General features: G+C 42.5%; 21 protein-coding genes, 1 other RNA gene and 1 pseudogene. 20 read left to right on the forward strand and 3 right to left on the reverse strand.

What is annotated here, in order from left to right; all coding sequences use genetic code 11:
- Positions 1–5 precede the first annotated feature (5 nt).
- From ADF75_RS03950 to ADF75_RS03975, 6 genes are all read left to right on the forward strand, one after another.
- Positions 6–494, forward strand: coding sequence for a hypothetical protein (locus ADF75_RS03950; protein WP_048789224.1), 489 nt, complete (start codon positions 6–8; stop codon positions 492–494).
- Positions 475–879 (forward strand): DUF4430 domain-containing protein, encoded by a 405-nt coding sequence (locus ADF75_RS03955; protein ID WP_023024640.1) that lies wholly within the window; start codon positions 475–477, stop codon positions 877–879. Before ADF75_RS03950 ends, ADF75_RS03955 begins: the two co-directional genes overlap by 20 nt.
- Positions 880–1,041: 162 nt before the next feature.
- Entirely contained in the window at positions 1,042–1,785 is a 744-nt protein-coding gene (locus ADF75_RS03960; RefSeq protein ID WP_065426869.1) for a hypothetical protein, read from the forward strand.
- Positions 1,786–1,987: 202 nt separating this feature from the next.
- Positions 1,988–3,046: an AAA family ATPase gene (locus tag ADF75_RS03965; RefSeq protein ID WP_048789226.1), complete on the forward strand. Its 1,059-nt coding sequence runs from the start codon at positions 1,988–1,990 to the stop codon at positions 3,044–3,046.
- A gap of 12 nt (positions 3,047–3,058) precedes the next feature.
- Entirely contained in the window at positions 3,059–3,841 is a 783-nt protein-coding gene (gene pnuC / locus ADF75_RS03970; protein ID WP_048789227.1) for a nicotinamide riboside transporter PnuC, read from the forward strand.
- Complete coding sequence (locus ADF75_RS03975) at positions 3,842–4,639, forward strand: NUDIX domain-containing protein (RefSeq protein WP_048789228.1); 798 nt, start codon at positions 3,842–3,844, stop codon at positions 4,637–4,639.
- A gap of 317 nt (positions 4,640–4,956) precedes the next feature.
- Here the strand turns inward: ADF75_RS03975 and dusB are convergent, their stop codons facing one another.
- Positions 4,957–5,937 (reverse strand): tRNA dihydrouridine synthase DusB, encoded by a 981-nt coding sequence (gene dusB / locus ADF75_RS03980; protein WP_048789229.1) that lies wholly within the window; start codon positions 5,935–5,937, stop codon positions 4,957–4,959.
- Entirely contained in the window at positions 5,924–6,796 is an 873-nt protein-coding gene (gene hslO, locus ADF75_RS03985) for an Hsp33 family molecular chaperone HslO (protein WP_048789230.1), read from the reverse strand. The genes dusB and hslO overlap by 14 nt, the downstream gene beginning before the upstream one ends.
- Before the next feature lie 111 nt (positions 6,797–6,907).
- Between hslO and ADF75_RS10455 the strand changes: the two genes are divergently transcribed.
- Positions 6,908–7,036, forward strand: coding sequence for a hypothetical protein (locus tag ADF75_RS10455; protein ID WP_006595453.1), 129 nt, complete (start codon positions 6,908–6,910; stop codon positions 7,034–7,036).
- Positions 7,037–7,288: 252 nt separating this feature from the next.
- Here the strand turns inward: ADF75_RS10455 and gshAB are convergent, their stop codons facing one another.
- Complete coding sequence (gene gshAB, locus ADF75_RS03995; RefSeq protein ID WP_048789231.1) at positions 7,289–9,544, reverse strand: bifunctional glutamate--cysteine ligase GshA/glutathione synthetase GshB; 2,256 nt, start codon at positions 9,542–9,544, stop codon at positions 7,289–7,291.
- Between the two features lie 296 nt (positions 9,545–9,840).
- Here gshAB and ADF75_RS04000 point away from each other — a divergent pair, with 296 nt between their 5' ends.
- The 13 genes and pseudogenes from ADF75_RS04000 (at position 9,841) to ADF75_RS04055 (ending at position 22,348) form a co-directional block, all read left to right on the forward strand.
- Entirely contained in the window at positions 9,841–11,133 is a 1,293-nt protein-coding gene (locus tag ADF75_RS04000; RefSeq protein WP_048690732.1) for an adenylosuccinate synthase, read from the forward strand.
- Between the two features lie 220 nt (positions 11,134–11,353).
- A complete protein-coding gene (gene tadA / locus ADF75_RS04005; protein ID WP_048789232.1) occupies positions 11,354–11,866 on the forward strand; it encodes a tRNA adenosine(34) deaminase TadA in 513 nt (170 codons plus the stop codon).
- Positions 11,867–11,904: 38 nt separating this feature from the next.
- Positions 11,905–12,000: signal recognition particle sRNA small type (gene ffs / locus ADF75_RS10035), an RNA gene on the forward strand.
- A 485-nt stretch (positions 12,001–12,485) separates the two neighbouring features.
- Entirely contained in the window at positions 12,486–13,835 is a 1,350-nt protein-coding gene (locus ADF75_RS04010; protein WP_008808173.1) for a glucose-6-phosphate isomerase, read from the forward strand.
- Positions 13,836–14,021: 186 nt separating this feature from the next.
- Positions 14,022–14,822, forward strand: a complete 801-nt coding sequence (locus ADF75_RS04015; protein WP_001000837.1) for an SDR family oxidoreductase — start codon at positions 14,022–14,024, stop codon at positions 14,820–14,822.
- A gap of 62 nt (positions 14,823–14,884) precedes the next feature.
- Positions 14,885–16,711 carry a BglG family transcription antiterminator gene (locus ADF75_RS04020; protein WP_080713450.1) on the forward strand — a complete coding sequence of 609 codons (1,827 nt, stop codon included), beginning with the start codon at positions 14,885–14,887 and terminating at the stop codon, positions 16,709–16,711.
- Positions 16,711–17,208, forward strand: a complete 498-nt coding sequence (locus tag ADF75_RS04025; RefSeq protein WP_001086645.1) for a transcriptional regulator GutM — start codon at positions 16,711–16,713, stop codon at positions 17,206–17,208. The genes ADF75_RS04020 and ADF75_RS04025 overlap by 1 nt, the downstream gene beginning before the upstream one ends.
- A complete protein-coding gene (srlA, locus tag ADF75_RS04030; protein WP_001015684.1) occupies positions 17,205–17,750 on the forward strand; it encodes a PTS glucitol/sorbitol transporter subunit IIC in 546 nt (181 codons plus the stop codon). Before ADF75_RS04025 ends, srlA begins: the two co-directional genes overlap by 4 nt.
- Before the next feature lie 13 nt (positions 17,751–17,763).
- Complete coding sequence (gene srlE, locus ADF75_RS04035) at positions 17,764–18,744, forward strand: PTS glucitol/sorbitol transporter subunit IIB (protein WP_020992831.1); 981 nt, start codon at positions 17,764–17,766, stop codon at positions 18,742–18,744.
- A gap of 98 nt (positions 18,745–18,842) precedes the next feature.
- Positions 18,843–19,214, forward strand: a complete 372-nt coding sequence (locus ADF75_RS04040) for a PTS glucitol/sorbitol transporter subunit IIA (RefSeq protein WP_008808177.1) — start codon at positions 18,843–18,845, stop codon at positions 19,212–19,214.
- Between the two features lie 439 nt (positions 19,215–19,653).
- Positions 19,654–20,130 (forward strand): annotated as a pseudogene (gene pgi, locus ADF75_RS04045) (glucose-6-phosphate isomerase); the annotation flags it as partial.
- A gap of 184 nt (positions 20,131–20,314) precedes the next feature.
- On the forward strand, positions 20,315–21,523 hold the full coding sequence (locus ADF75_RS04050) for a hypothetical protein (RefSeq protein ID WP_048789233.1): 1,209 nt from the start codon (positions 20,315–20,317) through the stop codon (positions 21,521–21,523).
- Between the two features lie 21 nt (positions 21,524–21,544).
- Positions 21,545–22,348, forward strand: a complete 804-nt coding sequence (locus tag ADF75_RS04055) for a hypothetical protein (protein ID WP_048789234.1) — start codon at positions 21,545–21,547, stop codon at positions 22,346–22,348.
- Positions 22,349–22,484: the final 136 nt, after the last annotated feature.

A 22,484-nucleotide genomic window follows, 5' to 3' on the forward strand; every position in this document is an offset into this window, starting at 1 on the left:
CTGCAGTGCCTCTCAAACGCTTGACCCGAATCACCCTCTTAGCAGCCCTCTGTGTGGTGCTGAGACAAGCTTTTGCCTTTCTACCCAATGTCCAACCCATTAGTGCCATCTTCTTTTTACTGGTGCTATTCGAAGACTGGGCATTCTCCTGTTTGGTGATGGCGGTCACCATGTTCACCTCGGCCTTTCTCTTGGGGATGAGTCCAGTGGTACTTGCTCAGATTCTAGTCTTTGCCCTCCTCTTGACTCTTTGGCGGGGGCTTTACCGCCATCTGTCTTTGCAAGTTCAGACTCTAGTGGTCGGCACCTTATCCTTTCTCTACGGGGTGCTGATTGACAGTCTTTATGCTGTTCTCTACCACATGCCTTGGTGGACCTATGCTCTGGTGAATGGCTTTAGCTTTAACTTGGCCCACGCCCTTTCCACCGCCTGTTTTTACCCTCTACTTTATGTAGTATTTAGGAGATTGTATCATGAAAAAAACACTTTATAGTTTCTTTGCTGTCCTAGCAGCTCTTGTATTGGTCAGTTGCGGACAAAGCAAATCATCGACTACGGAAAGCTCAGCTTCTAGCTCACAAGTAGCGAAAGAAAAACAAATTACCATTACGGTCAGTATCGCCCCTGAAGGGCAAGAAGCTCAAAGCAAGACCTTGAAGGTTGCTGAAAAAGCCAACCTGATGGAAGTCCTGAAAGCTAACTACAAGATTGAGGAGAAGAGTGGCCTCATCACCTCGATCGATGGCGTAGCCCAGGACGAAAGCAAGGGACTCTATTGGATGTACAAGATCAATGGAGAGATGGCACCAAAAGGGGCAGCAGAAACAACTGTCCAAGATGGAGATACCATCGAATTTTATCAAGAAGTTTATCAATAAGAAAAAGAGTGAATGCTTGGAGTAGAGCTCCAATCATTCACTCTTTTTTTGAAACTAGTTTCTATTTTTTATAAGTATCGGAAATCCTCTTGACTTCCCTATAGATAAATGTTACAATCGTATTACAAAATGTAACAAATGTTACAAAGGAGAGGTATTGCCATGAAAATGAAAGGAACCTTATTTAGTCTGTCAACCCTTGCTTTAACAGCTGCTCTTTTATTAAGTGGCTGTGGATCAGAAAAGAAAAAGGAAACCAGTCCATCTTCAACTAGTAAAATTGAGCAAGTGAAACAAAGCTCTACGAGTAAAAAAGAAGAGAAAAAGGCTACAGGCAAAACCACACAAAGCCAACAAAGCGCAGAAGTGGCAAAAACTCCTGCCATCGCTTCGAGTGAAACACAAGCGAGCCAAGAGAGTCCGTCAACTCCGGTGACACCAAGAGTTCCAGAAGTCAGACAAGGCCTGGCCCCAACTCCTTCCAAAGAAACACATCCAGCAGTGACTCCAGCACCTGAAAAACCAAAACGTCCTAGCTTGGAAGAAGGTCGCACGACTGCAAAAGAGCAAGCCTCTAAGACAGAGAACCCACGCTATAAAGGTGTATTAGCTTATGCCTTAGGGGATTATTCTGGAGCAATAGGTAGTTGGACCGACGGTCGCGATACAGCTGTAACGATCGGGCAAGGAGGCCAAGTGACCATACAAACTCCAGGTGGCGATGCAGTGGGCTATACGATTGGAAGCTATGAATACAACTTGGATCAAGGTCATTATCATGCTGGCTTGATTTCCGCCCAAGATGGATCTGCAGCTAGCTTGGATATAGTCGTTGGTCAAGATGGCCAACTGGCAAGTGTTCAAGTGACAGAAAATGGCCATACGCATGCCTTGGTTCGGGAATAATGGCTCGCCACTGAGAAAATTAAAAAAATGATTGAAATCAGAGATTCAATTCTGTATAATAACATACAGAGTTGAATCTTTTTAATTTTCGTTTTACAAAATTATATTTTTTTATAAAAAGGTATTGACAGATTGAAATTATAGTTTATAATAAAATCATAAGCAAAACATGTTTTGACATTATGATAAAGGAGCCAGTTAGATGAAAGAAAGAGTGGCAGTGGTATTTGGAACGTTTGCCCCCCTTCATCAAGGGCATATTGATTTAATTCAACGGGCAAAACGCCAATGTGACCGCGTTTGTGTGATTGTCTCTGGTTACAAAGGTGACCGAGGAGAAGAAGTTGGCCTTCCTTTGCAAAAACGTTTTCGCTATATTCGAGAAGGTTTTTCAAATGATGAACTCACTCAGATTTATAAACTCGATGAGACAGAACTTCCTCGCTATCCCTTGGGATGGGAACCTTGGTTGAAAACCGCCTTAGAAACGATTCAATATGATTCTAAGAGAGAAGATTTAGTCTTCTTTGTTGGAGAGAAGACTTACCAAGAAGAACTTGAAGCGCGAGGATTTCAAGCTCACCTACAAGAACGTCAGTTTGGCATCTCAGGGACCCTCATCAGAGAGAACCCGAGTAAGTATTGGAAATACATTGCCCAACCCTTCCGTCGTCAGTTTACCAAAAAAGTCCTCATCATGGGGAGTGCCAGTAATGGGAAAACGACCTTGGCAAAAGATTTGGCCCGCTTCTATGATGCACCAGTGAGCTTAGAATATGCTCGCGAGTACCAGATTAGAAATAATGTACGGGATGATGAGCTGACACCAAAAGATTACTATTACCTCTTGTTGGGGCAATACGATCAGACTTCTAAATTGATTGATAGTAGCGCCAATCGAGGGCTAGTGATTGCGGATACGAATTCTCTGGTGACGAAGGGCTATTACGACTACTATATGGAAGTAGAAGGCCCAGAGACCAGTATGACGGATACTTTTGACAACCTCTTCGTCAGTATCCTAGCTAAGGAAAAATGGGATCTAATTTTATTTGTTCAACCCATTGGATCCTATGTCAATGATGGCTTCCGTGATATGACCATGGCAGATGATGAAATTCGCAACAGTTTTTCAAATCACCTGGATCAGCTCCGCCACCAATACCTCTCGGATATCCCTACAGCTTATCTCGGGCAAGACTACTTGGGGAATTACGAAGAAGCGAAGCGTGTCATCGATACGATTTATCAAGCTGATTAAAGGAGAAGCAGCATGAAACGACTACAAGAAAAAATTCAAACATTTGGGGAGCATTTAAAAAATGTCCATCGAGAAGCTGGCAAACGTGGCTTCGTAGGGATTATGAAACTCCTTTGGAAAGACCTATTCGCTGGTCGCACTTTGACACAATGGCTCTATTTGCTTGCTTTATCTAGCGTGCCCTTTGTCCTAGAGTTTACCAATCAGGAAGCAAGTCACGATTGGTTAGGGCTCTTTGCCTCCTGGACAGGAATCGTTTGTGTTATACTAGTAGCAGAAGGTCGGGCTAGTAACTATCTCTTTGGAGCAGTAAACTCAGCGATTTACCTCGTCCTAGCCTTGAACAAAAACTTCTATGGAGAAGTTCTGACAACCCTGTACTTCTTCGTGATGCAACCAATCGGCCTCTATGTCTGGTTGTCGAATCGGATCAATGACCAAGGAGGGACAGAAGAATCTCACTTTGAGGCCAAGAAATTAACCTTAATGGAATGGATCAAGTATTTGGTCCTAACCGCTCTCATTTGGATCGGGATGGGCTACGCCTATAAAAGCATCCACAGTGCTCGCCCTTTCCGTGATAGTATAACAGATGCGACCAATGGTGTCGGACAGCTTCTCATGACCGGTCTCTATCGCGAACAATGGATTTTCTGGATTGCGACCAACCTCTTCAGTATCTACCTCTGGTGGGGAAAGAGCATCCATATTCAAGGCATGTACTGGGTCTATACCCTTAACAGTCTTGTCGGTTGGTATCAGTGGAGTAAAGCAGTAAAAAAGGAGGTTGCTTAGATGGCAACAATCAGCATTCCGGAAGGGATGAACGAAAAGGAATACTACGAGACGGTCGTCAGCGAGGAAGAATTCCTCCGTTGGTATAAGGAGCAGGATCATCCTACCTATGAAAATCCAAGCGTAACTGCCGATATGGTGGCCTACTGCTTTGTGGAGGGGCGTTTGAAGCTCTTGGTGATTCGCCGAAAAACCCACCCTTGTCAGCATCGGGTCGCCTTGGTTGGAGGATTCTTGCAAAAGCACGAAGATGCTATCCAGGCTTGTATCCGTGAAGTCCAGGAAGAAGTTGGACTAGAATTGACCCCTCAAAAGGTCGAGCAACTAATGACAGTTTCTACTCCTGGTCGGGACCCTCGGGGTTGGGTCATTACCATTGCTCACTTGGTTTATTTGCCAGGTGAAGCAGTAGATATGGTCCGAGCTGGAGATGATGCCAAAGAAGTTCTCTTTCTCGATGTGGACTTCAAACATGGGGAATGTTCCCTAGATGGACGTGTCTTGACGGCTGAAGATTTTGCCTTTGACCACTATGAGATTGTCCAAGAATCCATCAAGCGGATCCAAGGGCGCTTGGCCTGGAATCCAACCTTCCTCCATCTCCTAGAAGAGCCTTTCACCGTATACGAAGCAACCGAGTTGGTGAATTTGATCCATCCAGATAAAGAAATTTTGACCAATAATTTCCTTGTAACCTATGGCTCTTACGTTGAAGAAGTGGGTGTCAAGCGGGTACCTAAGAAAAAACCACGCAAGACCTATCGCTGGAAAGAAAGCGAGTCTCAAGCGGATCAATAAGATACAAAAACAGCATCAAAAAGTTGATGCTGTCAAATGAAGATAAGTTCTTCTAAAAACTTTCCTTAAGTGAGTACGGACGTCAGCGAACTTCTTCGAAGTTCCATGACTAATTATTGAGCCTAAGATCTCAATAATTCCGAGTGCCTGAAACATTTGTGTTTCAGGCGCTTTTCTCACAGCGGAAAGTTTTAGATTTACATAACTGACTAAAAAAATAAGTCAGTTTTTTTGAAAAACCAGCTAGCTATTTTATGTTAAAAATAGTTAGTACATATTTTAAACAGCATCAATATTTCGATGCTGTTTTTTTGTCATTAAGCTTTTTCTAATTGAAGAAGTTCTTCAATCTCAGCTAGAGTGCTAGCTTGCGAGATGGCTCCGCGGAGTTTGGCTGCGCCAGATGTTCCACGAAGGTAGTGAGGGGCTAAGCCGCGGAATTCGCGAACGGCAATGTGCTCACCCTTGAGATCGATCAAGCGCTTCAAGTGCTCATAAGCAATCTTCATCTTGTCTTCAAAGGTCAAATCGGGCAGGATTTCTCCTGTTTCAAAGTAGTGATTGATTTGATTGAAGAGGTAAGGATTGCCCATGGCTGCACGGCCGATCATGACCGCATCTGCACCAACTTCTTCGATGCGTTGCTTAGCGTCTTGAACTGTACGGATGTCACCATTGGCGATAAATGGAATCTTGGTCAGAGCTTGTGCAACCTTATGAAGGGTCTCAAGGTCTGCATGACCAGTGTACATTTGCTCCCGGGTCCGTCCGTGCATAGCAAGGGCAGAAACACCTGCAGCTTCTGCAGCAAGGGCATTCTCAACTGCTAGAGAAGGGTCAGACCAACCTGTCCGCATTTTAACAGTGAGGGGGATATCAAGGACGGATTGAACCTTGTTAATGATAGAGTAGATCTTGTCTGGGTCCTTGAGCCACATGGCACCCGCCTCGTTCTTGACGATTTTATTAACTGGGCAGCCCATGTTGATATCGACGATATCGGTCTTGGTATTTTCTTGGATAAATTCAGCTGCGCGTGCCAGGCTGTCCTCATCGCTACCAAAGAGCTGAATCGATACAGGATTTTCACCTTCATCAATATGGAGCATATGCAGGGTCTTTTCGTTATTGTATTGGATTCCTTTATCAGAGACCATTTCCATGACTACAAGCCCTGCCCCGAGTTCTTTAGCAATCGTGCGGAAGGCTGAGTTGGTCACACCGGCCATAGGTGCAAGGACCGTCCGGTTTGGGATCTCGACATTCCCAATCATAAAAGGTGTATTAAGATTTGTCACGAATGAGTTCCTCCAAGTCGTTTTTATCAAAGTGATAAGCCGTCTGACAGAATCGGCAAACAATTTCTGCTCCCTGGTCCTCGTCCTTCATTTCTTGAAGGTCTTTGGCTGGCAAGCTAGCCAAGGCATCCATGAAGCGTTCCTTGCTACAGTCACATTGGAAGCGGATCTCTTCTTCAGAGAGACGTTTGTAGTGATCTTCGCCATAGATGGCAGTAAGAAGGGCTTCAATATGGTCGTCAGAGGCTAAAAGGGTAGAAATGGCCGGCATTTCTTGGATCCGTTTTTCAAAGCGGGCAATTTCTTCTTCCTTGGCATTTGGCAAGACCTGCACCAAGAAACCACCGGCAACCTTGACCTTGTCTTCTTCATCAAGAAGGACATTGAGCCCCACTGCAGATGGAGTTTGTTGGCTTTCAGTCAAGTAATAAGCTAGGTCTTCACCGATTTCTCCAGTGACGAGAGGTGTCATGGAATGATAAGGATTGCCTGTGCCGTAGTCGGTAATCACTAGGAATTCCCCGTTTCCGACAAATGGTCCGACCACGACTTCACCGGTCGCTGTTTTCTTGATATCCACACCAGGATTTTGCACGTAGCCTTTGACGTTTCCTTGAGTATCTGCCACAGTGATGATAGCACCAAGTGAGCTAGTACCGAGGATTTTCACCGTTATCTTGGTGTTTCCCTTTTCATTGGCGGCGAGAATTTGACTTGCGATCAGGGTCCGACCGAGGGCCACAGTTGAGCTTGCTTGTGTCTGATGGTATTCTTGGGCTGCTCGCACGGTCTCTGTACTGTCTAGTACAAAGGCACGGAAGGAGCCACTTTCTGAGATAGTTTTAATAATTTTGTCCATAGCTTCTATTTTAGCATAAAATAGAAAAACAAGCGCGGGCCTGCGCTTGTTTTTGGGGATTAGGAAGAATTTTAAGACCAAAAATAGTATAATAAAACAAAGGAGGCTAGCATGAACCAATCTTTGAAAACGGCAGTCTATGGTTTGGCGGTAGCTGATGCATTAGGGGTTCCGTATGAATTTTTAACCCGAGGCAGTTTTAAAGCGGTTGAGATGGTGGGCTATGGAAGCCAACAGTAACTGGCTGGAACTTGTTCAGATGATACTAGCCTTGTATTCGCGACCTATGATTCTTTTTAGGAAAAAGGGAAGATTTCCTCTGCTATATGCAGGAGAGGTTTGAAATTTGCTTGTTAGAGGATGATTTTACAGCAAATGACTTGCTATTTTAAACTTGTAGGAGGACCATGCTTAATCTTTTTAGGTTATCATCTAAAACTCTACCTCGGTTACAAAACAAAAACGCAGAGACATCTTCTGCGTTTTCTTACTTTATAGGTCCATTTCTGGGAAAAGTTTAGCTAGTATTTTCGGAGTAATGCTTTGTCCCGGCCCCTCAGCACAATAGGTGTGCATATACATAGAAGGATTGAAGTTGAGCTCGATGCAGGTACAGTTGGGATTTTCCTTTGTGGAAATAGCAGAGCTGTCAGGGATGATGAGATCAACGCCACAGGCCCAGGCTCCCATAGCCTTTGCCATGTCCGCAGCGAGTTCCTTATAAGATGGGTGCATGCTGTCTGTGACATCAATCGAGTCTCCGCCAGTAGAAATGTTGGAATTGCGCCGCAAGTCAACCTTGACTCCAGCAGGCAGGATATCATCTGGTCCATAGCCTTGCTGGTCCAGCATGAGCAGTTCAATGTCCCCCAGTTCAATGATTTCAAGCGGTGAACGATGATCTCGGCCCCGCAGAGGATTGTCATTTTTGATGGCAATCAATTCTCTCACGGTATGCTGACCGTCTCCGACGACATTGGCCGCCACTCGCAAGAGGACTGCTTGGCATTGTCCGTCTAAGACAAAGAAGCGGTACTCCGTTCCAGCGATAAATTCCTCCACTAAGACGGCGACATCTTCTGAAAAAGCAATCTCCAGAGCCTTGTGATAAGCTTCCAGGCTAGCTGGCTCTTGGAAGATAGAGATGCCCAGTCCGAAGTTAGTTGACTTGGGTTTGACAACAATTTCTCGGTTCTTAATCAAAGGGTAGTAGGCCAGTCCCTCTTCTAGAGAAGAAAATTCTGCTCCAGCCGGAACGGGAAAGTCAGCTGCTGCCAAAATCTTTTTGGTGACTGTTTTATTGGCCATGGCCAAAGGGATGACATAGTTATCCTTGGAGGTCATATTGCCGTTCTTGACATATTCTACATGACTACCATGCCAAAGCTTGAGAAATTGGTCCTTTTCATCTAAAATTTCGACATTTAGCCCCTTTTGAATAGCATCAAAGAGTAGCATCTGGGTGGACAGTTCCATATTTTCGTAGCCTTTGAGGGCATAAGGAGCAGTCCAGGCATAGCGGTGGTATTCTTCTGCTTTTTCTAGACCAAAAGCTGTTAAGGAATCTTGCTGGATATGGGGCAGGAGCTGTCCTGACAGTGTCAGCTGAGGATGTAAGAGAGCCTCTCTCATCTGGTCCAGCAAAGTTTGATAGTAAGTTGGCAGTTCAAAATGCTGGATGAGCTCTTCCATGGCTTGGAGAAGGGCTGAGCTGTCTGCCTCATCTGGCAGGGCAGTCAGCGGGTGGCTACAAGCAATTTTCTGGTTCAAATCATGGGCAGCTTTTAATACTGCATCAACATTTTCTACATCATCTAGCCAGAGCAGGCCCAGTAAAAAGAGATGGACAGTATCTAAGGTCTCTTGGCTAATGCCCAAATGGTCAAAAGGATTGAGATCGAAGCAGCGGAATTCCAGATAGGTGATACCCTGCTCCAGATAGGCGCGATTGTGCTTCTGTCCACGGAAGCGAACGGCTGAGTAAAATTCTTTTTCAGCACTGAGCTCGCCAGACTGAACGTAGTTTTCAATATCGGTTACATATTGCTCCAAAGAAGTGTAGGACACCTGAATATTCTCGTCATTGACATAGCCATAGTCGCTGTTGCGAAAAGAGCGGATAGGCTGCGGGTATTCCTGACTGTAGAAGCCGGCTTCTGCCAGAGGAGCAGCACCGTAGAGATAGGTTAAGAGCCATCGGAAACGCAGAAAGTTTCGAGCCAGTTTGAGATAGAGGTCATTTTTAAAGTCCTTGAGTAAATGATAGGAGCTGACTTGAAAGAGAGCAGCGACCAGATCTTTCCCTAGCTCCATGTTGTAGTGGATGCCAGAGATGGCCTGTAGTTTTTTGCCATATTTTTTCGCTAAACCCTCTCGGTAGTAGCGTTCGTATTCGTTTTCCAGACGGGCGATGATAATATCTTCTTCAGTCAGCTGCGGTGGCATGGACAGAGGCCACAGGCATTCACTCTGGTCAATTGAGCGGCCTGCCACATCGCTGATAGCTCCCAGTAAGCGCCGCGCTTCCTTAGTAGAGTGAGCAATAGGTGTAATTAGTTCCAGTTGTTGTTCGCTGAAGTCTGTTTGGATGGTCGGGTGGAAATTGCGGGAACCAAGCTGACTCGGATGAGCAGTTTGAGCTAAGTGTCCATCAGTTGTCACTCGCAGATTTTCCCTCTCCAGACCAAAGGTCGCTTTGAGAATAGGGCTTGATGTATCCAGTTTCTGCAGTAATTGATTAATCGTCATCGTTTCACCGTCCTATGGTAGTTATTTTAGTCTATTACAAACGGAAAAAGAAAGCAAATTTCCGCTACGATTTTACAAAAATTCCGAACTTTTATTTTAAATTAAGTACTAAAATTCAGAAAATACATATTTTGTAAAAATGTAATTCGTCTACATAAGAGAAAAAACAAATGAAATGATGAACCCTCCTTGAAAAATTGTCAAATTTTTCATATAATGAGGTATAAAACATAATCGCAGGTGAGATTCCTGCCTGCTTTTCAAGAAAGGACGAGCTATATAGCTCAGACAAAGATATGACATCAGTAGTTGTTGTAGGAACCCAGTGGGGAGATGAAGGAAAAGGGAAGATTACAGACTTCCTATCAGCCAATGCAGAAGTCATTGCTCGCTACCAAGGTGGGGACAATGCCGGTCACACCATCGTGATTGATGGCAAAAAGTTCAAGTTGCACTTGATTCCTTCTGGTATCTTCTTCCCTGAAAAGATCTCTGTGATTGGAAATGGGGTGGTTGTCAACCCGAAATCATTGGTCAAAGAGTTGGCTTATCTCCATGAAGAAGGGGTATCAACAGACAGCCTTCGCATTTCTGACCGTGCCCATGTCATCCTTCCTTACCACATCGAATTGGACCGTCTCCAAGAAGAGTCAAAAGGGGACAACAAAATCGGAACGACCATCAAAGGGATTGGACCAGCTTACATGGACAAGGCTGCGCGTGTGGGAATCCGGATTGCGGATCTTTTGGACCGTGACGTCTTTGCGGAACGCCTTCGCATCAACTTGGAAGAAAAGAACCGTCAATTTACCAAACTCTATGAAGCAGAGGCTCTTTCCTTTGACGATATCTTCGAAGAATACTATGAATATGGTCAACAAATCAAGCAATATGTAACCGATACTTCTGTTATCTTGAACGATGCTTTGGATAACGGCAAGCGCGTGCTCTTTGAAGGAGCACAAGGGGTTATGTTGGATATCGACCAAGGAACTTATCCATTTGTAACCTCTTCAAACCCTGTTGCAGGTGGGGTGACCATCGGATCAGGTGTCGGTCCAAGCAAGATCGATAAGGTTGTCGGTGTATGTAAAGCCTATACCAGCCGTGTTGGAGATGGCCCATTCCCTACGGAGCTCTTTGATGAAGTGGGTGATCGGATCCGTGAAGTCGGTCATGAGTATGGGACAACAACTGGTCGTCCCCGTCGTGTCGGTTGGTTTGACTCAGTTGTCATGCGCCATAGCCGTCGCGTTTCAGGAATTACCAACCTTAGCTTGAACTCAATCGACGTTTTGTCAGGTTTGGATACAGTGAAAATCTGTGTAGCCTACGACTTGGATGGAGAACGCATCGATTACTACCCAGCAAGCTTGGAGCAACTCAAACGTTGCAAACCAATCTATGAAGAATTGCCAGGTTGGTCAGAAGACATCACCGGTGTGCGTCACTTGGATGAGCTTCCAGAAAACGCCCGCAACTATGTTCGCCGGATCGGTGAGTTGGTTGGTGTGCGCATTTCAACCTTCTCAGTCGGACCAGATCGTGACCAAACCAATATCCTTGAAAGTGTCTGGTCAAGTAAATAATTCAATAAAAGTTGGGAGTCTCTCTCAACTTTTTTGAGTCTTAAGCTTACTTTAAGACACAAGGTCTATACTAAGACCATAAACAAAGACCTCCCAACTTTGTTTAGAAACCAAACTTTTTTTCATAAACATCTCCCTATAAGAAGTCACCCATTGGTGGCTTTTTTTGTAGCTTCATCATATAATAGAACAAGAACATAAAAAGTAAGTGAGTGTACAAGTGAGAGACTATACCCTAGAAGAGAAAGAAGCTTTTATGCGAGAGGCCTTAAAAGAGGCAGAAATCGCCTTGGCCCATGAGGAAATTCCTATTGGCTGTGTCATTGTCAAAGACGGCGTGATCATTGGACGTGGCCACAACGCGCGAGAAGAACTACAACGAGCGGTCATGCATGCGGAGGTAATGGCGATTGAAGAAGCCAATCAGCACGAAGAGAGCTGGCGCTTGCTAGATACGACTCTTTTTGTGACCATTGAACCCTGTGTCATGTGTAGTGGTGCCATTGGACTGGCCCGGATCCCTCAGGTAGTCTACGGTGCGACCAATCAGAAGTTTGGTGGAGCAGGTAGTCTCTACGACATTTTGGCAGATGAACGCCTCAATCACCGAGTCGAAGTAGAAACAGGAATCTTGGAAGCAGAATGTGCAGCCATCATGCAGACCTTCTTCCGCCAAGGTCGAGAACGAAAAAAACAAGCCAAACTCGCAGCCAAGGCCGAAACACAAGAATAAAAACCGGACCTTTGCAAATCGAACAAATTATGATATAATACCTATCGGAGCAACAGTTCTGCGTGAAGCGGGTCAGGGGAGGAATCCAGCAGCCCTAAGCGAAGTGAACTGTGTGCTCTTTTCTATTGCTCTTGATGCGTCAAGTCCAAGGGACGCAGACGAATCCTAGAGCAATGGATGCAGTTTTTCCCGTTAGGGAAAAAGCTGTAAACCTATGATAGCCCTTAGTGAATCAAGTCCAACGGACGCGGATGAACTTAGGTGCATTGACGCAGTTCGAACAAAGTGAGAACTAGGTTCCGAAGTATAATGAATCAAGCCTAAAAGGTGCAGATGAATATTGGAGCAGCGAATCTAGTTTGAACGGACCTGAAATGAATTCAGCTGACATCCAATCTTAAGAAGCGTATTTGTTTTCTTGTCAATCAAAATTGTTCTTCTCAATAGGCCTAAAATTTGTTGACTTACGCAAACGAGTGCTCTCGGTTATGTCCTAAGGTTAGCTTATTTAGAAAAATAGTATAGAATATAAAATGTAAACGTTTTAAAATAGTGAAAGCACTTGCTTATTTTTTCTTAAAGCGTTATCATAAAAGAAAAGAACAATTGGAGGATAAACATGTCACATATTAAATTTGACTACTCAAAGGTGTTAGATAAATTTGTAGCACCACATGAACTAGATTATATGCAGCCTCAAGTGACTGCTGCAGATTCTGCTCTGCGAAATGGTACAGGTCCTGGGGCAGAAATGACTGGTTGGTTGAACTTGCCTGAAGAATATGACAAAGATGAATTTGCTCGTATTCAAAAGGCTGCTGCTAAAATCCAATCTGATAGTGAGGTATTGATCGTAATCGGTATTGGTGGTTCCTATTTAGGAGCTCGTGCAGCTATTGATTTCTTGAATAATTCTTTTGTAAATCTACAAAGCAAGGAAGAACGCAAGGCACCTCAAATCCTCTATGCTGGAAATTCTATTTCTTCAAGCTATTTGGCTGATTTGGTAGACTATGTATCAGACAAAGATTTCTCTGTCAACGTTATTTCTAAGTCAGGAACGACTACAGAGCCTGCTATTGCTTTCCGTGTCTTCAAAGAACTCTTGGTTAAGAAGTATGGTCAGGAAGAAGCAAATAAACGGATTTATGCAACTACAGACCGCGCTAAAGGTGCAGTTAAGGTTGAAGCAGATGCTAATGGCTGGGATACTTTTGTAGTGCCTGATAGTGTAGGTGGTCGTTTTACAGTATTGACAGCAGTGGGACTCTTGCCAATCGCAGCTGCAGGGGCTGATATCAGCAAGTTAATGGAAGGAGCAAATGCTGCTCGCAAGGCTTATGCTTCTGATAAGTTGGCTGAAAATGAAGCATATCAATATGCAGTTGTACGCAATATCTTGTACCGTAAAGGTTATCTGACAGAAGTTCTAGCTAACTATGAACCATCTCTGCAATACTTCTCTGAGTGGTGGAAGCAACTGGCTGGTGAGTCAGAAGGGAAAGACCAAAAAGGGATTTACCCAACTTCAGCCAACTTCTCAACAGACTTGCACTCTCTGGGACAATTTATCCAGGAAGGTACCCGTATCCTCTTTGAAACAGTTGTACGTGTAGATAAACCTCGCAAAAATGTGCTGATTCCTGAATTGGCAGAAGACTTGGACGGTCTTGGCTACTTGCAAGGAAAAGATGTTGACTTTGTCAATAAAAAAGCTACAGATGGAGTGCTGTTAGCACACACTGATGGTGGAGTTCCAAATATGTTTGTGACACTGCCTGAGCAAGATGAGTTCACTTTGGGCTACACTATTTACTTCTTTGAGTTGGCTATTGCTCTTTCTGGCTACCTGAATGGTATCAATCCATTTGACCAGCCTGGAGTTGAGGCTTATAAGAAAAACATGTTTGCCCTTCTTGGAAAACCAGGCTTTGAAGAGCTGGGTGCTGAGTTGAATGCACGCCTTTGATTCTTATATGCCTTGAGTTCATTTAGAGTATAAAAAGAGATCCACAAGTTCATTTCTTGTGGATTTTTTACTACAAGCCTCATAATTAGTTTATTATTTTTTTGAACAGTATAAAAAAGAGTGTCTTAATTCTTTTATGAAAGCGCTGTATAATTGCCTTGTAAATAAAATTTGAGAGGTATCAAAATGAATGATTGGTTAAACATAAAAGGCAAAACAGTTCTTGTGACTGGCGCGTCATCTGGGATCGGTAAGGCAATCGTTGAAGAATTGCTGGAATTAGGTGTCAATGTAGCGAATTTCGATCTTAGCGACAACGATTTGCGTCATCCAAATCTATTATTTGTGAAAGTTGATGTAACTTCTCGCTCTGAAGTAGAAGAGGGTGTTGCCAAAATAGTTGAAAGATTTGGCAATATTGATGCAGTGGTCAATAATGCAGGGATTAATATCCCTAGATTATTAATCGATGCAGAAAATCCTAAAGGTCCTTACGAATTGGACGATGAGACGTTCGAAAAAGTAACGATGATTAATCAAAAAGGTTTGTATCTGGTTAGTCAGGCAGTGGGACGTATTTTAGTGAAAAATGGAAAAGGTGTAATTGTGAACATGGCTTCAGAAGCAGGCTTGGAAGGTTCTGAAGGACAAAGTGCCTATGCTGCCACAAAAGCAGCAGTCTATAGTTACACTCGTTCATGGGCAAAAGAGCTGGGTAAGCATGGTGTACGTGTGGTTGGAATTGCTCCAGGAATTATGGAAGCTACGGGACTTCGAACTCTTTCTTATGAGGAAGCTCTTGCTTATACCCGTGGAAAGACGGTAGAAGATATTCGAGCTGGTTATGCTTCAACTTCAACAACTCCTTTGGGACGAAGTGGTAAACTACGGGAAGTAGCTGACCTTGTAGCATTCTATATTTCAGACCGTTCTAGCTATATAACTGGAGTCACTACAAATATTGCCGGAGGGAAAACTCGCGGTTAAAAAAATGAAGGTGAGGAAGAGAGTTGACCATAGTAAATCGATGGTATAACATTTTAGAAAAAATGGTCTCACAGCCAACTTATTCCTTAGTAGATATGCGCTCAGAGCTGGATATTAGTATGCAAACCTTGCAAAAGAGTATCCAACAATTAAATGATGTTTTGGCTCCGAGTATCCAGATTATCTCACAAGATGATAAGTTAATGTTAGAGGTGTATGACTATACTGAGTTGGAAGGGATTTTATCTGGTAGTTTAAAACGGGAGAGTGACTTCAATTCTTCCAGTAAAAGAATTGCCTATTTACTAAAACGTTTAATTAAGTCAACCTCCCCTCTTCTTATTGACGACTTGGCTGAGGAAGCAGGTGTTAGTAGAAGTACCCTTAATAAGGATTTAAAACAAGTAAAATCTTTGGCAGAGAGTTACTCTATCACTATTTCAGGAAAGCCCAACCGTGGGCTGGAGGTCTTGGGGTCCGAGCTGAATTTGCGCTTGCTCTATATTCACCAAGTGGCCCCTTACTTTGAAGGAAAGACACTCACCGAGGCAACATCTTCTTTTCTGGAGACGCTACTCCAGGAGTATAAAATCCCGAAAGAAACAAAGGAACTCCTTCGAAAGACAATTTCAATTATGGTGGAGCGTATTCATGCATCTAGGGTGTTGAGTTGCCCTATTCCTTACTATAGGAATGATTTAACAGAGACACCTTTGGTTGAAAAATTAATCTATCATATTGAGATGACTTATAAGATTTCCCTCAGTCAGTTTGAAATAGACTTTTTGTGTTTTCCGTTTAATATCCGTTTTATTGACACTTTAAGCAAGCCGTCTTATCAATCTGAACAGCTTGCAAACATTTTTCAAGGGATTGTCAAGAAAGTCAAAGAAACAATGTTGGTTAACTTTGATGATGAAGAATTATTTGAAGAAATCAAGTCTCATCTAGGCCCCTTAATCAATCGACTGATTTTCCATGTGCAAGCTAATGATATATTCCATGGCGAGGTTCAAACTCAATATCCTTTTGCTTTTGAAATGGCGAAAATTGCTGGAGAAGAACTATCTGCAATTTTTGGTTCTGAATTGGAATTATCTGAAATCGGATATCTGGCTTTGTATTTTGAAATGATTTTAAGAAAGCAAAACTCTGTTGTAAATGGTTCTCGCAAGCAGATAGCTGTAGTTTGCACAACAGGAAGAGGAACTGCTGCGATGATTATTCAGCAACTCAGACGAATCCTTGGAAATGATGTAGACATTACTCAGTATTCTGAAGAAGATTTTAATCTGGATTTGAATCAGGACTATTTCGCGATTTTTACGACAGTTCCTCTAAAATATAAAGATTCTAAATCTCCAGTCATTCAAGTTAATCATCTTTTTGATGATCAATGGCTGCAGGAAGAATGGCAGAGGGTCAATGCTTTTCATCAAAAAAATCTAGAAACAGTCAGCTTACGTTTTCTTCGGTTGAGTCCCCAAAAAACCTATCAGCAATACTTGCTAAATATGGTTGCAGAGTTAGAGAAACTTCAGATGATTGATGAAGGTTTTAGAAATCGGATAATTGATAGGGAGAAAAAACAATCAACCATTTTTGGTGGAGGAATTGCCTTCCCCCATACAATTAACCAGGGTTATGCAAAGACTATTTTAATGTTTGGAAAGCTAGAAGAGCCTTATCAAAAAGGAGATGATTGGATTGAATTTATCTTTCTAGTCGCCATTCCCTCAGAAATTGAAAGCAAAATGGAGAGTGAATTGCTGGAATTGTATGACGACATTTTTCGAATTGCAGGAGAGCCTTCTCTAAAAGAAGCATTGAGGGCTGTAGAAACAGAGACAGAGTTTCTATCATTTTCTAAGAGCAAAGGAGTATTTTAATGAATTCGCTAATAATTTTCGCTGTATTTGTCATGGCAGCTTATATATTTCAAATGTTCCTCGGCTGGCAGCAACTCAAAGACTTCAATAAGACCTATACGATGCTCCGAAGACTGGGGCGCGTAGCGATTGGCAGGAAGTCCGGAAGAATCAAATCCGGTACGATTGTCATGTTCGCGGTTGATGAAAACGGTCGGGTTCTTAAAGCTAGCAAAATGCAAGGAGTCACAATCTTAGCACGTTTTCAAAATATGGACGATTATGTTGGAGAAGACATCCATTATTTTGACAAGTATAATCCTCTTGTGAGAAAAGAAAATAAGTTGATGCAATCAGCCATAGAAGATGCTAGAAAAGTCTATCTTTGGCATGAGGCAGGTATTGAGAAAGAGACAAGTTCATCTGATTCTTTTCTGGGATTCGGCTTTTATGCGAATTACTTACAATTATCTATTAAACAGTTATTTAAAAAAAATAAGAAAGGGAGTTCCTTATGAATCACATTACAAATTTTGCAGAGAGTTTTATGAAACTCTTCCAATTAGGTGGAGAAACCTTTATTAGCTGGATGACAAATATTGTACCACTTGTCTTAATGCTATTGATTGCAATGAATACCCTTATCGCTTTCTTGGGAGAAGAGAAGGTCAATTCCCTGGCTAAGATTTCTGCTAAAAATCCTGTTAGCCGGTATATGATTTTACCTTTCATTTCAGCCTTTATGCTGGGGAATCCGATGGCAATCAGTATGGGACGTTTCTTACCAGAATATTATAAACCTAGTTTTGTAGCAGCTCAGATGCAGTTCTGCCATACTTCAAATGGTGTATTTCCGCATATCAATCCTGGGGAATTGTTTGTATGGATGGGAATTGCAACAGGAATTCAAACTTTAGGTTTAAGTCAAATGGACTTAGCCATTCGTTACATGCTTGTTGGGCTTGTCATGAACTTTGTAGGCGGTTGGGTGACCGATTTTACAACTGCTTATGTAGCAAAACAGCAAGGTGTTACCTTGAGTAAAACATTTGATTTATAGAAAGAGTGAAATTATGTCATATAAGAGTATAAAAGTTGTTAAAGGAAATGGCGGTTTCGGAGGACCTTTGGTCATTACACCTAGTGAAGCTAAGCATAAATTCATCTATATCACTGGCGGAGGAGAAAAGCCAGATATTGTGGATAAAATTGCTGATTTGACCGGTATGGAAGCTGTTAATGGGTTTAAAACTTCTATCCCAGATGAGGAAATTGCTTTAGCAATCGTGGATTGTGGCGGTACTCTTCGCTGTGGTATTTATCCTAAAAAGGGGATCCCTACAATAAATATTGTCGCTACAGGGAAAAGTGGGCCTCTAGCTCAATATATAACCGAGGAAATCTATGTGTCAGCAGTTGGCCTTAATCAAATTTCTGCTGCTAATGAAGACGAAAAAGCGACAACTGTGGTAACAGAAAAGCCAACTTACGATACTAGTAAAAAAATTACAGAGCAAAAAGCTGAAACAAGTATTGTAGCAAGAATTGGGATGGGCGCTGGGAAGGTCGTTGCGACTTTCAACCAGGCTGCTCGTGAAGCCATCCAAACAATGCTCAACACGATCATTCCTTTCATGGCCTTTGTTTCCTTGCTGATTGGGGTTATTCAAGGTTCAGGTGTTGGAAATTGGCTGGCAAAATTAATGGTTCCCCTAGCTGGGAACATCTGGGGACTCATTTTGATTGGCTTTATCTGTTCCTTGCCATTCCTATCTCCTTTGTTAGGCCCCGGAGCTGTTATCAGTCAGATTATTGGAACCTTAATTGGAGTTGAAATCGGCAAAGGGAATATTCCGCCCCAAATGGCTCTGCCAGCTATATTTGCTATCAACACTCAAAACGGTTGTGATTTCATTCCTGTAGCACTCGGTCTATCTGAAGCCAAGGCTGAAACAGTTGAGGTTGGTGTCCCTTCTGTGCTTTATTCACGCTTTCTCAATGGTGTTCCGCGGGTGCTAGTAGCTTGGATAGCTAGTATTGGCCTTTATCAGTAAACCTTTGATAGATGCACGTAAACATAGCAACTATTATGTTAAACTTATCTATAAGCATAAGTTTATGACAGATTTGAGAAAGGATGAATAGGAATTAGATGAAGAAAATTTTTGAAGCTAAAGTAATTCAAGTGGGGCCTGAAGCTCAGAATATGATTCAAGATGCCAATATGCTCATTTTGTTTGGAGAAGAAGCTCCGGAAGACTTAGCAGAGTATTGTTTTAAAATCGATAACAAAAATCTTCTAGGTGCAATACTAGAAGGTGGAAAGCTGGTGGTAGATAGTCAGGAATATTCGATTACTGCCGTAGGAAATGTAGTAGAAAAAAATTTAACTGGACTGGGCCATATCACGATTTCTTTTGATGGTTCAAAAGAGGGCAGCCTGCCGGGCACTCTCCATGTTGCAGCAGACCAAGCAGTAGTAATTGAAAAGGACTCTACCATTCAGATTTTCGAAACTGCTTGACCATAACAAAATTTAAAATCAAGCAATTTAGAAAAATAAAAGTCTAAAAAATTGATTCAGAGCTTGGACAAAAAGTCCAGGCTTCTGGGTCTAAATTAGAAAAAATAGATGACGCGGTGGTTGATTGGCATCTTCCTTCGCTTTTTAAGCCCCAAAGATTGCCTGATCAACTGTGGGGGGTGGGAAGATGAACTTTTTAACTTGTTTGAAGTTCTTTCCCACTCCCTTTTTGATAGGGAAAATAATTTATGTTTTAATATTGTAAAATTTGTCATTGTTTTTCAATGTTTTCGCAATATGACAAATCAACAAAATTTATAAGGATAAAAGCATGCCAGAAAAAGACGGTCAAGGTCAAGCGCAAAGAGCTTGAAGTCAATCAAACTAGCCAGCCAGTGCAAGGGAATTTCCAGCAGATGCATCCATAAGGTGTGCCTGAACAGAAGGAAAAGACCAAAAAGGGATCTACCCAACTTCAGCTAACTTCTCAACAGACTTGCACTCATTGGGTCAGTTTATCCAAGAAGGAACTCGTATCATGTTTGAAACAGTTGTCCGTGTGGACAAACCACGTAAGAACGTGATCATCCCTACATTGGAAGAAGACCTTGATGGACTTGGTTACCTCCAAGGAAAAGACGTTGACTTCGTAAACAAAAAAGCAACTGACGGTGTTCTTCTTGCCCACACTGACGGTGACGTGCCAAACATGTACGTAACTCTTCCTGAGCAAGATGCCTTCACTCTTGGTTATGCCATCTACTTCTTCGAATTGGCCATCGCCCTTTCAGGTTACTTGAACGCTATCAACCCATTTGACCAACCAGGTGTTGAAGCTTACAAACGTAACATGTTTGCCCTTCTTGGTAAACCAGGATTTGAAGAATTGAGCAAAGAACTCAACGCTCGTCTTTAATAGACAGACAAAACGATCTCGAAAGAGGTCGTTTTTTAATCGCTTTCCATATCTCAGAATGAGGTGGAAAAATAGACTGTTTTATGATATAGTAGAACTACTATATTTATACTTTGCATGTCAAACTATGATCACAAAAAAGTAGAAAGAACGATGAGCGAAGGTTGTTAGTAAAGGAGAGATTATGACAACAGAAGACAAGACACCTTTTGGAACACAAGAGGGACAAACTGTTCAAGAGCCTTTTGGAACACAAGAGGGACAAACTGTTCAAGAACCTTTTGGAGCACAAAACGAACAAACTGTTCAACCACCTCTTGAAGCCCAAACGGGTCAAACCGTCCAAGACCCTTTTGGAGCACAAGGGGGGCAGGCTGCTCAAGAACCTCTTGAAGATTCAATGGGCCAAAACTTCCAAGACCCTTTTGGAGTACAAAATGGCCAAACAGCTTATGAGCCATTTGGTGCACCAGGAGCGCAAGGCTTCCAACAGTCTTCTCCAGTAGAAGGACCACAAACTGGAGGACAGGAACAATTTTTCCAAAATCAAGCGCCACAGGTAGAAAACAATCCTTTCTACCAACAAGGGAACCCTCAAGCCTTTCAATCACAATGGAATGTTCAGCCAAAACCGAAGAGTGGACGGACTAACTTTATCGTCTTTTCTATTCTTGCCCTCTTTCTTGGTGGCTTGATCGGTGGCGGAGCTGGCTATTTCTGGGGACATTCATCTAAGCCTCAAGCAGATGCCAAACGTACCAAACGATTAGACCGTGCTAGTGAAGAAGCTAAGAAAACAAAGACAGGCTTTATTACAGAAAAGGATGAGGTTATCTTTACTTGGACCCTAAAAGACCTTGCTGCATTAAGTTATAGCAACAAGGACGGTTATGGCTTGACTGCTGATCAGATTGTTGAAACTTATGGATTGGCTACCAGTGTCGATTATGAAAAGAAAGGCATGACTCTTACTTGGGATCGTGCAAAGAACGCCTCTCACCAGAATGTTTATTTCAAATTTGAAAAAGTGGATGGCAACTATTATTTGAAATCTGTAGAAGCCTTTAACTTGGAAGAAGTCTATGCGAGTGAAGACGACGAAGATGAAGATACTTCTACAGATCGTGAGATGAGCACGAAAGAATTCAAAGATCTGAAAAAAGGAGATAAGAAAACTGGTAAAGGTGGAACCTCCTTATTGGAAGTTTTGAAGAAACATAAACAAAATGTTCAAATAGGTACAGAGACAAAAATCACTGCTGATGGAGAAGAGTATGACTCTACTCGAGTGGTTGCAAAGATCAACCTTAAAGTGGGAGACGATTATAAGACATTACGCTTCTTAGCACAACCAGATGGGGACTTCTTATACATTGGTCCAGAACGTTTTTAATATAGAGGAGATAGATGAAAGATGAATACGAATCAATCACAGGCACCATTTGGTGTGCCAGAAACTGGTGATCAAAAGAAGCCAGGGAAAGGTCTGTTAATTGCTTGTATTAGTGGCTTTGCGGTCTTAGGAGTCATTATCGGTCTCTTCCTCGGTCATTCTATGGGTGCAGCAAATAGTGCTAAAAGTTCCTCGCCTGTCCTTCATCCGAAAGCTGATGCAGGGGAATCAAAACGCGATCAGGCTGGAAAATATATTGATCCAGACGATACTGATTTTTCTTGGAACATTACAGATTTGGCTAACCTCGAGCTTGGCACATACTCAACTTCAAATTTGGGAACATCCATTGAAGATGTTGTGGATGAGCACGGAAAAGCTTTGCAAGGTTCGTTTAGAAGAGATCTCATTGATTTAGAGTGGGGCGAGTTAAAAGAAGATCAGGATGATACCTATAGTCAATTCCATACCGTTCGTGATATGAGACTGACTTTTAAGAAAGAGGGGGATACCTATTATTTACAGGACCTCTATTATTCAGGGGATTATAACGAAGCTGAGGACAATTTCATGACCTCTTCTTACTATGACAAGCTTAAAGTCGGAGATTCCAAAACTGGTAAGGATGGCGTTTCTTACAAGGAAGTTTTGAAGGATAATACCATTTATTCTCTTTCTTTGTCTGCAGATGAAGACTACAAAACTAATGATATTGTGACTACCATGACAATCCGTTTTAAATCCTCAACGACAGACCAATATAAGTTAACGTTTGTGAAACAATCAGATGGAGATTTCCTTCTTGCTAAAAAAGGCGATGACTAAGATCGGTCACTTTTCTGCCTCACAATGGTAGGGGAAGAGAAAAAATCAACTTTCCTAATGCTAGAAAAAGAGAGTGGGACAGAAATCGGTAATTGGTTAGAATTCGATTTCGTCGTCCCACCTCCGCACAGTTGAG

This window comes from Streptococcus sp. 1171_SSPC, assembly GCF_001069335.1.
Classification (GTDB): domain Bacteria; phylum Bacillota; class Bacilli; order Lactobacillales; family Streptococcaceae; genus Streptococcus; species Streptococcus xiaochunlingii.

Bases quoted from the DNA above. Each gene is read 5' to 3' on its own strand.
- ADF75_RS03955 (WP_023024640.1), top strand. From the start codon at position 475: ATGAAAAAAACACTTTATAGTTTCTTTGCTGTCCTAGCAGCTCTTGTA.
- ADF75_RS03960 (WP_065426869.1), top strand. From the start codon at position 1,042: ATGAAAATGAAAGGAACCTTATTTAGTCTGTCAACCCTTGCTTTAACA.
- ADF75_RS03965 (WP_048789226.1), top strand. From the start codon at position 1,988: ATGAAAGAAAGAGTGGCAGTGGTATTTGGAACGTTTGCCCCCCTTCAT.
- pnuC (WP_048789227.1), top strand. From the start codon at position 3,059: ATGAAACGACTACAAGAAAAAATTCAAACATTTGGGGAGCATTTAAAA.
- ADF75_RS03975 (WP_048789228.1), top strand. From the start codon at position 3,842: ATGGCAACAATCAGCATTCCGGAAGGGATGAACGAAAAGGAATACTAC.
- hslO (WP_048789230.1), bottom strand. From the start codon at position 6,796: ATGGACAAAATTATTAAAACTATCTCAGAAAGTGGCTCCTTCCGTGCC.
- ADF75_RS10455 (WP_006595453.1), top strand. From the start codon at position 6,908: ATGAACCAATCTTTGAAAACGGCAGTCTATGGTTTGGCGGTAGCTGAT.
- gshAB (WP_048789231.1), bottom strand. From the start codon at position 9,544: ATGACGATTAATCAATTACTGCAGAAACTGGATACATCAAGCCCTATT.
- ADF75_RS04000 (WP_048690732.1), top strand. From the start codon at position 9,841: ATGACATCAGTAGTTGTTGTAGGAACCCAGTGGGGAGATGAAGGAAAA.
- ADF75_RS04010 (WP_008808173.1), top strand. From the start codon at position 12,486: ATGTCACATATTAAATTTGACTACTCAAAGGTGTTAGATAAATTTGTA.
- ADF75_RS04015 (WP_001000837.1), top strand. From the start codon at position 14,022: ATGAATGATTGGTTAAACATAAAAGGCAAAACAGTTCTTGTGACTGGC.
- ADF75_RS04020 (WP_080713450.1), top strand. From the start codon at position 14,885: ATGGTCTCACAGCCAACTTATTCCTTAGTAGATATGCGCTCAGAGCTG.
- ADF75_RS04025 (WP_001086645.1), top strand. From the start codon at position 16,711: ATGAATTCGCTAATAATTTTCGCTGTATTTGTCATGGCAGCTTATATA.
- srlA (WP_001015684.1), top strand. From the start codon at position 17,205: ATGAATCACATTACAAATTTTGCAGAGAGTTTTATGAAACTCTTCCAA.
- srlE (WP_020992831.1), top strand. From the start codon at position 17,764: ATGTCATATAAGAGTATAAAAGTTGTTAAAGGAAATGGCGGTTTCGGA.
- ADF75_RS04040 (WP_008808177.1), top strand. From the start codon at position 18,843: ATGAAGAAAATTTTTGAAGCTAAAGTAATTCAAGTGGGGCCTGAAGCT.
- ADF75_RS04050 (WP_048789233.1), top strand. From the start codon at position 20,315: ATGACAACAGAAGACAAGACACCTTTTGGAACACAAGAGGGACAAACT.
- ADF75_RS04055 (WP_048789234.1), top strand. From the start codon at position 21,545: ATGAATACGAATCAATCACAGGCACCATTTGGTGTGCCAGAAACTGGT.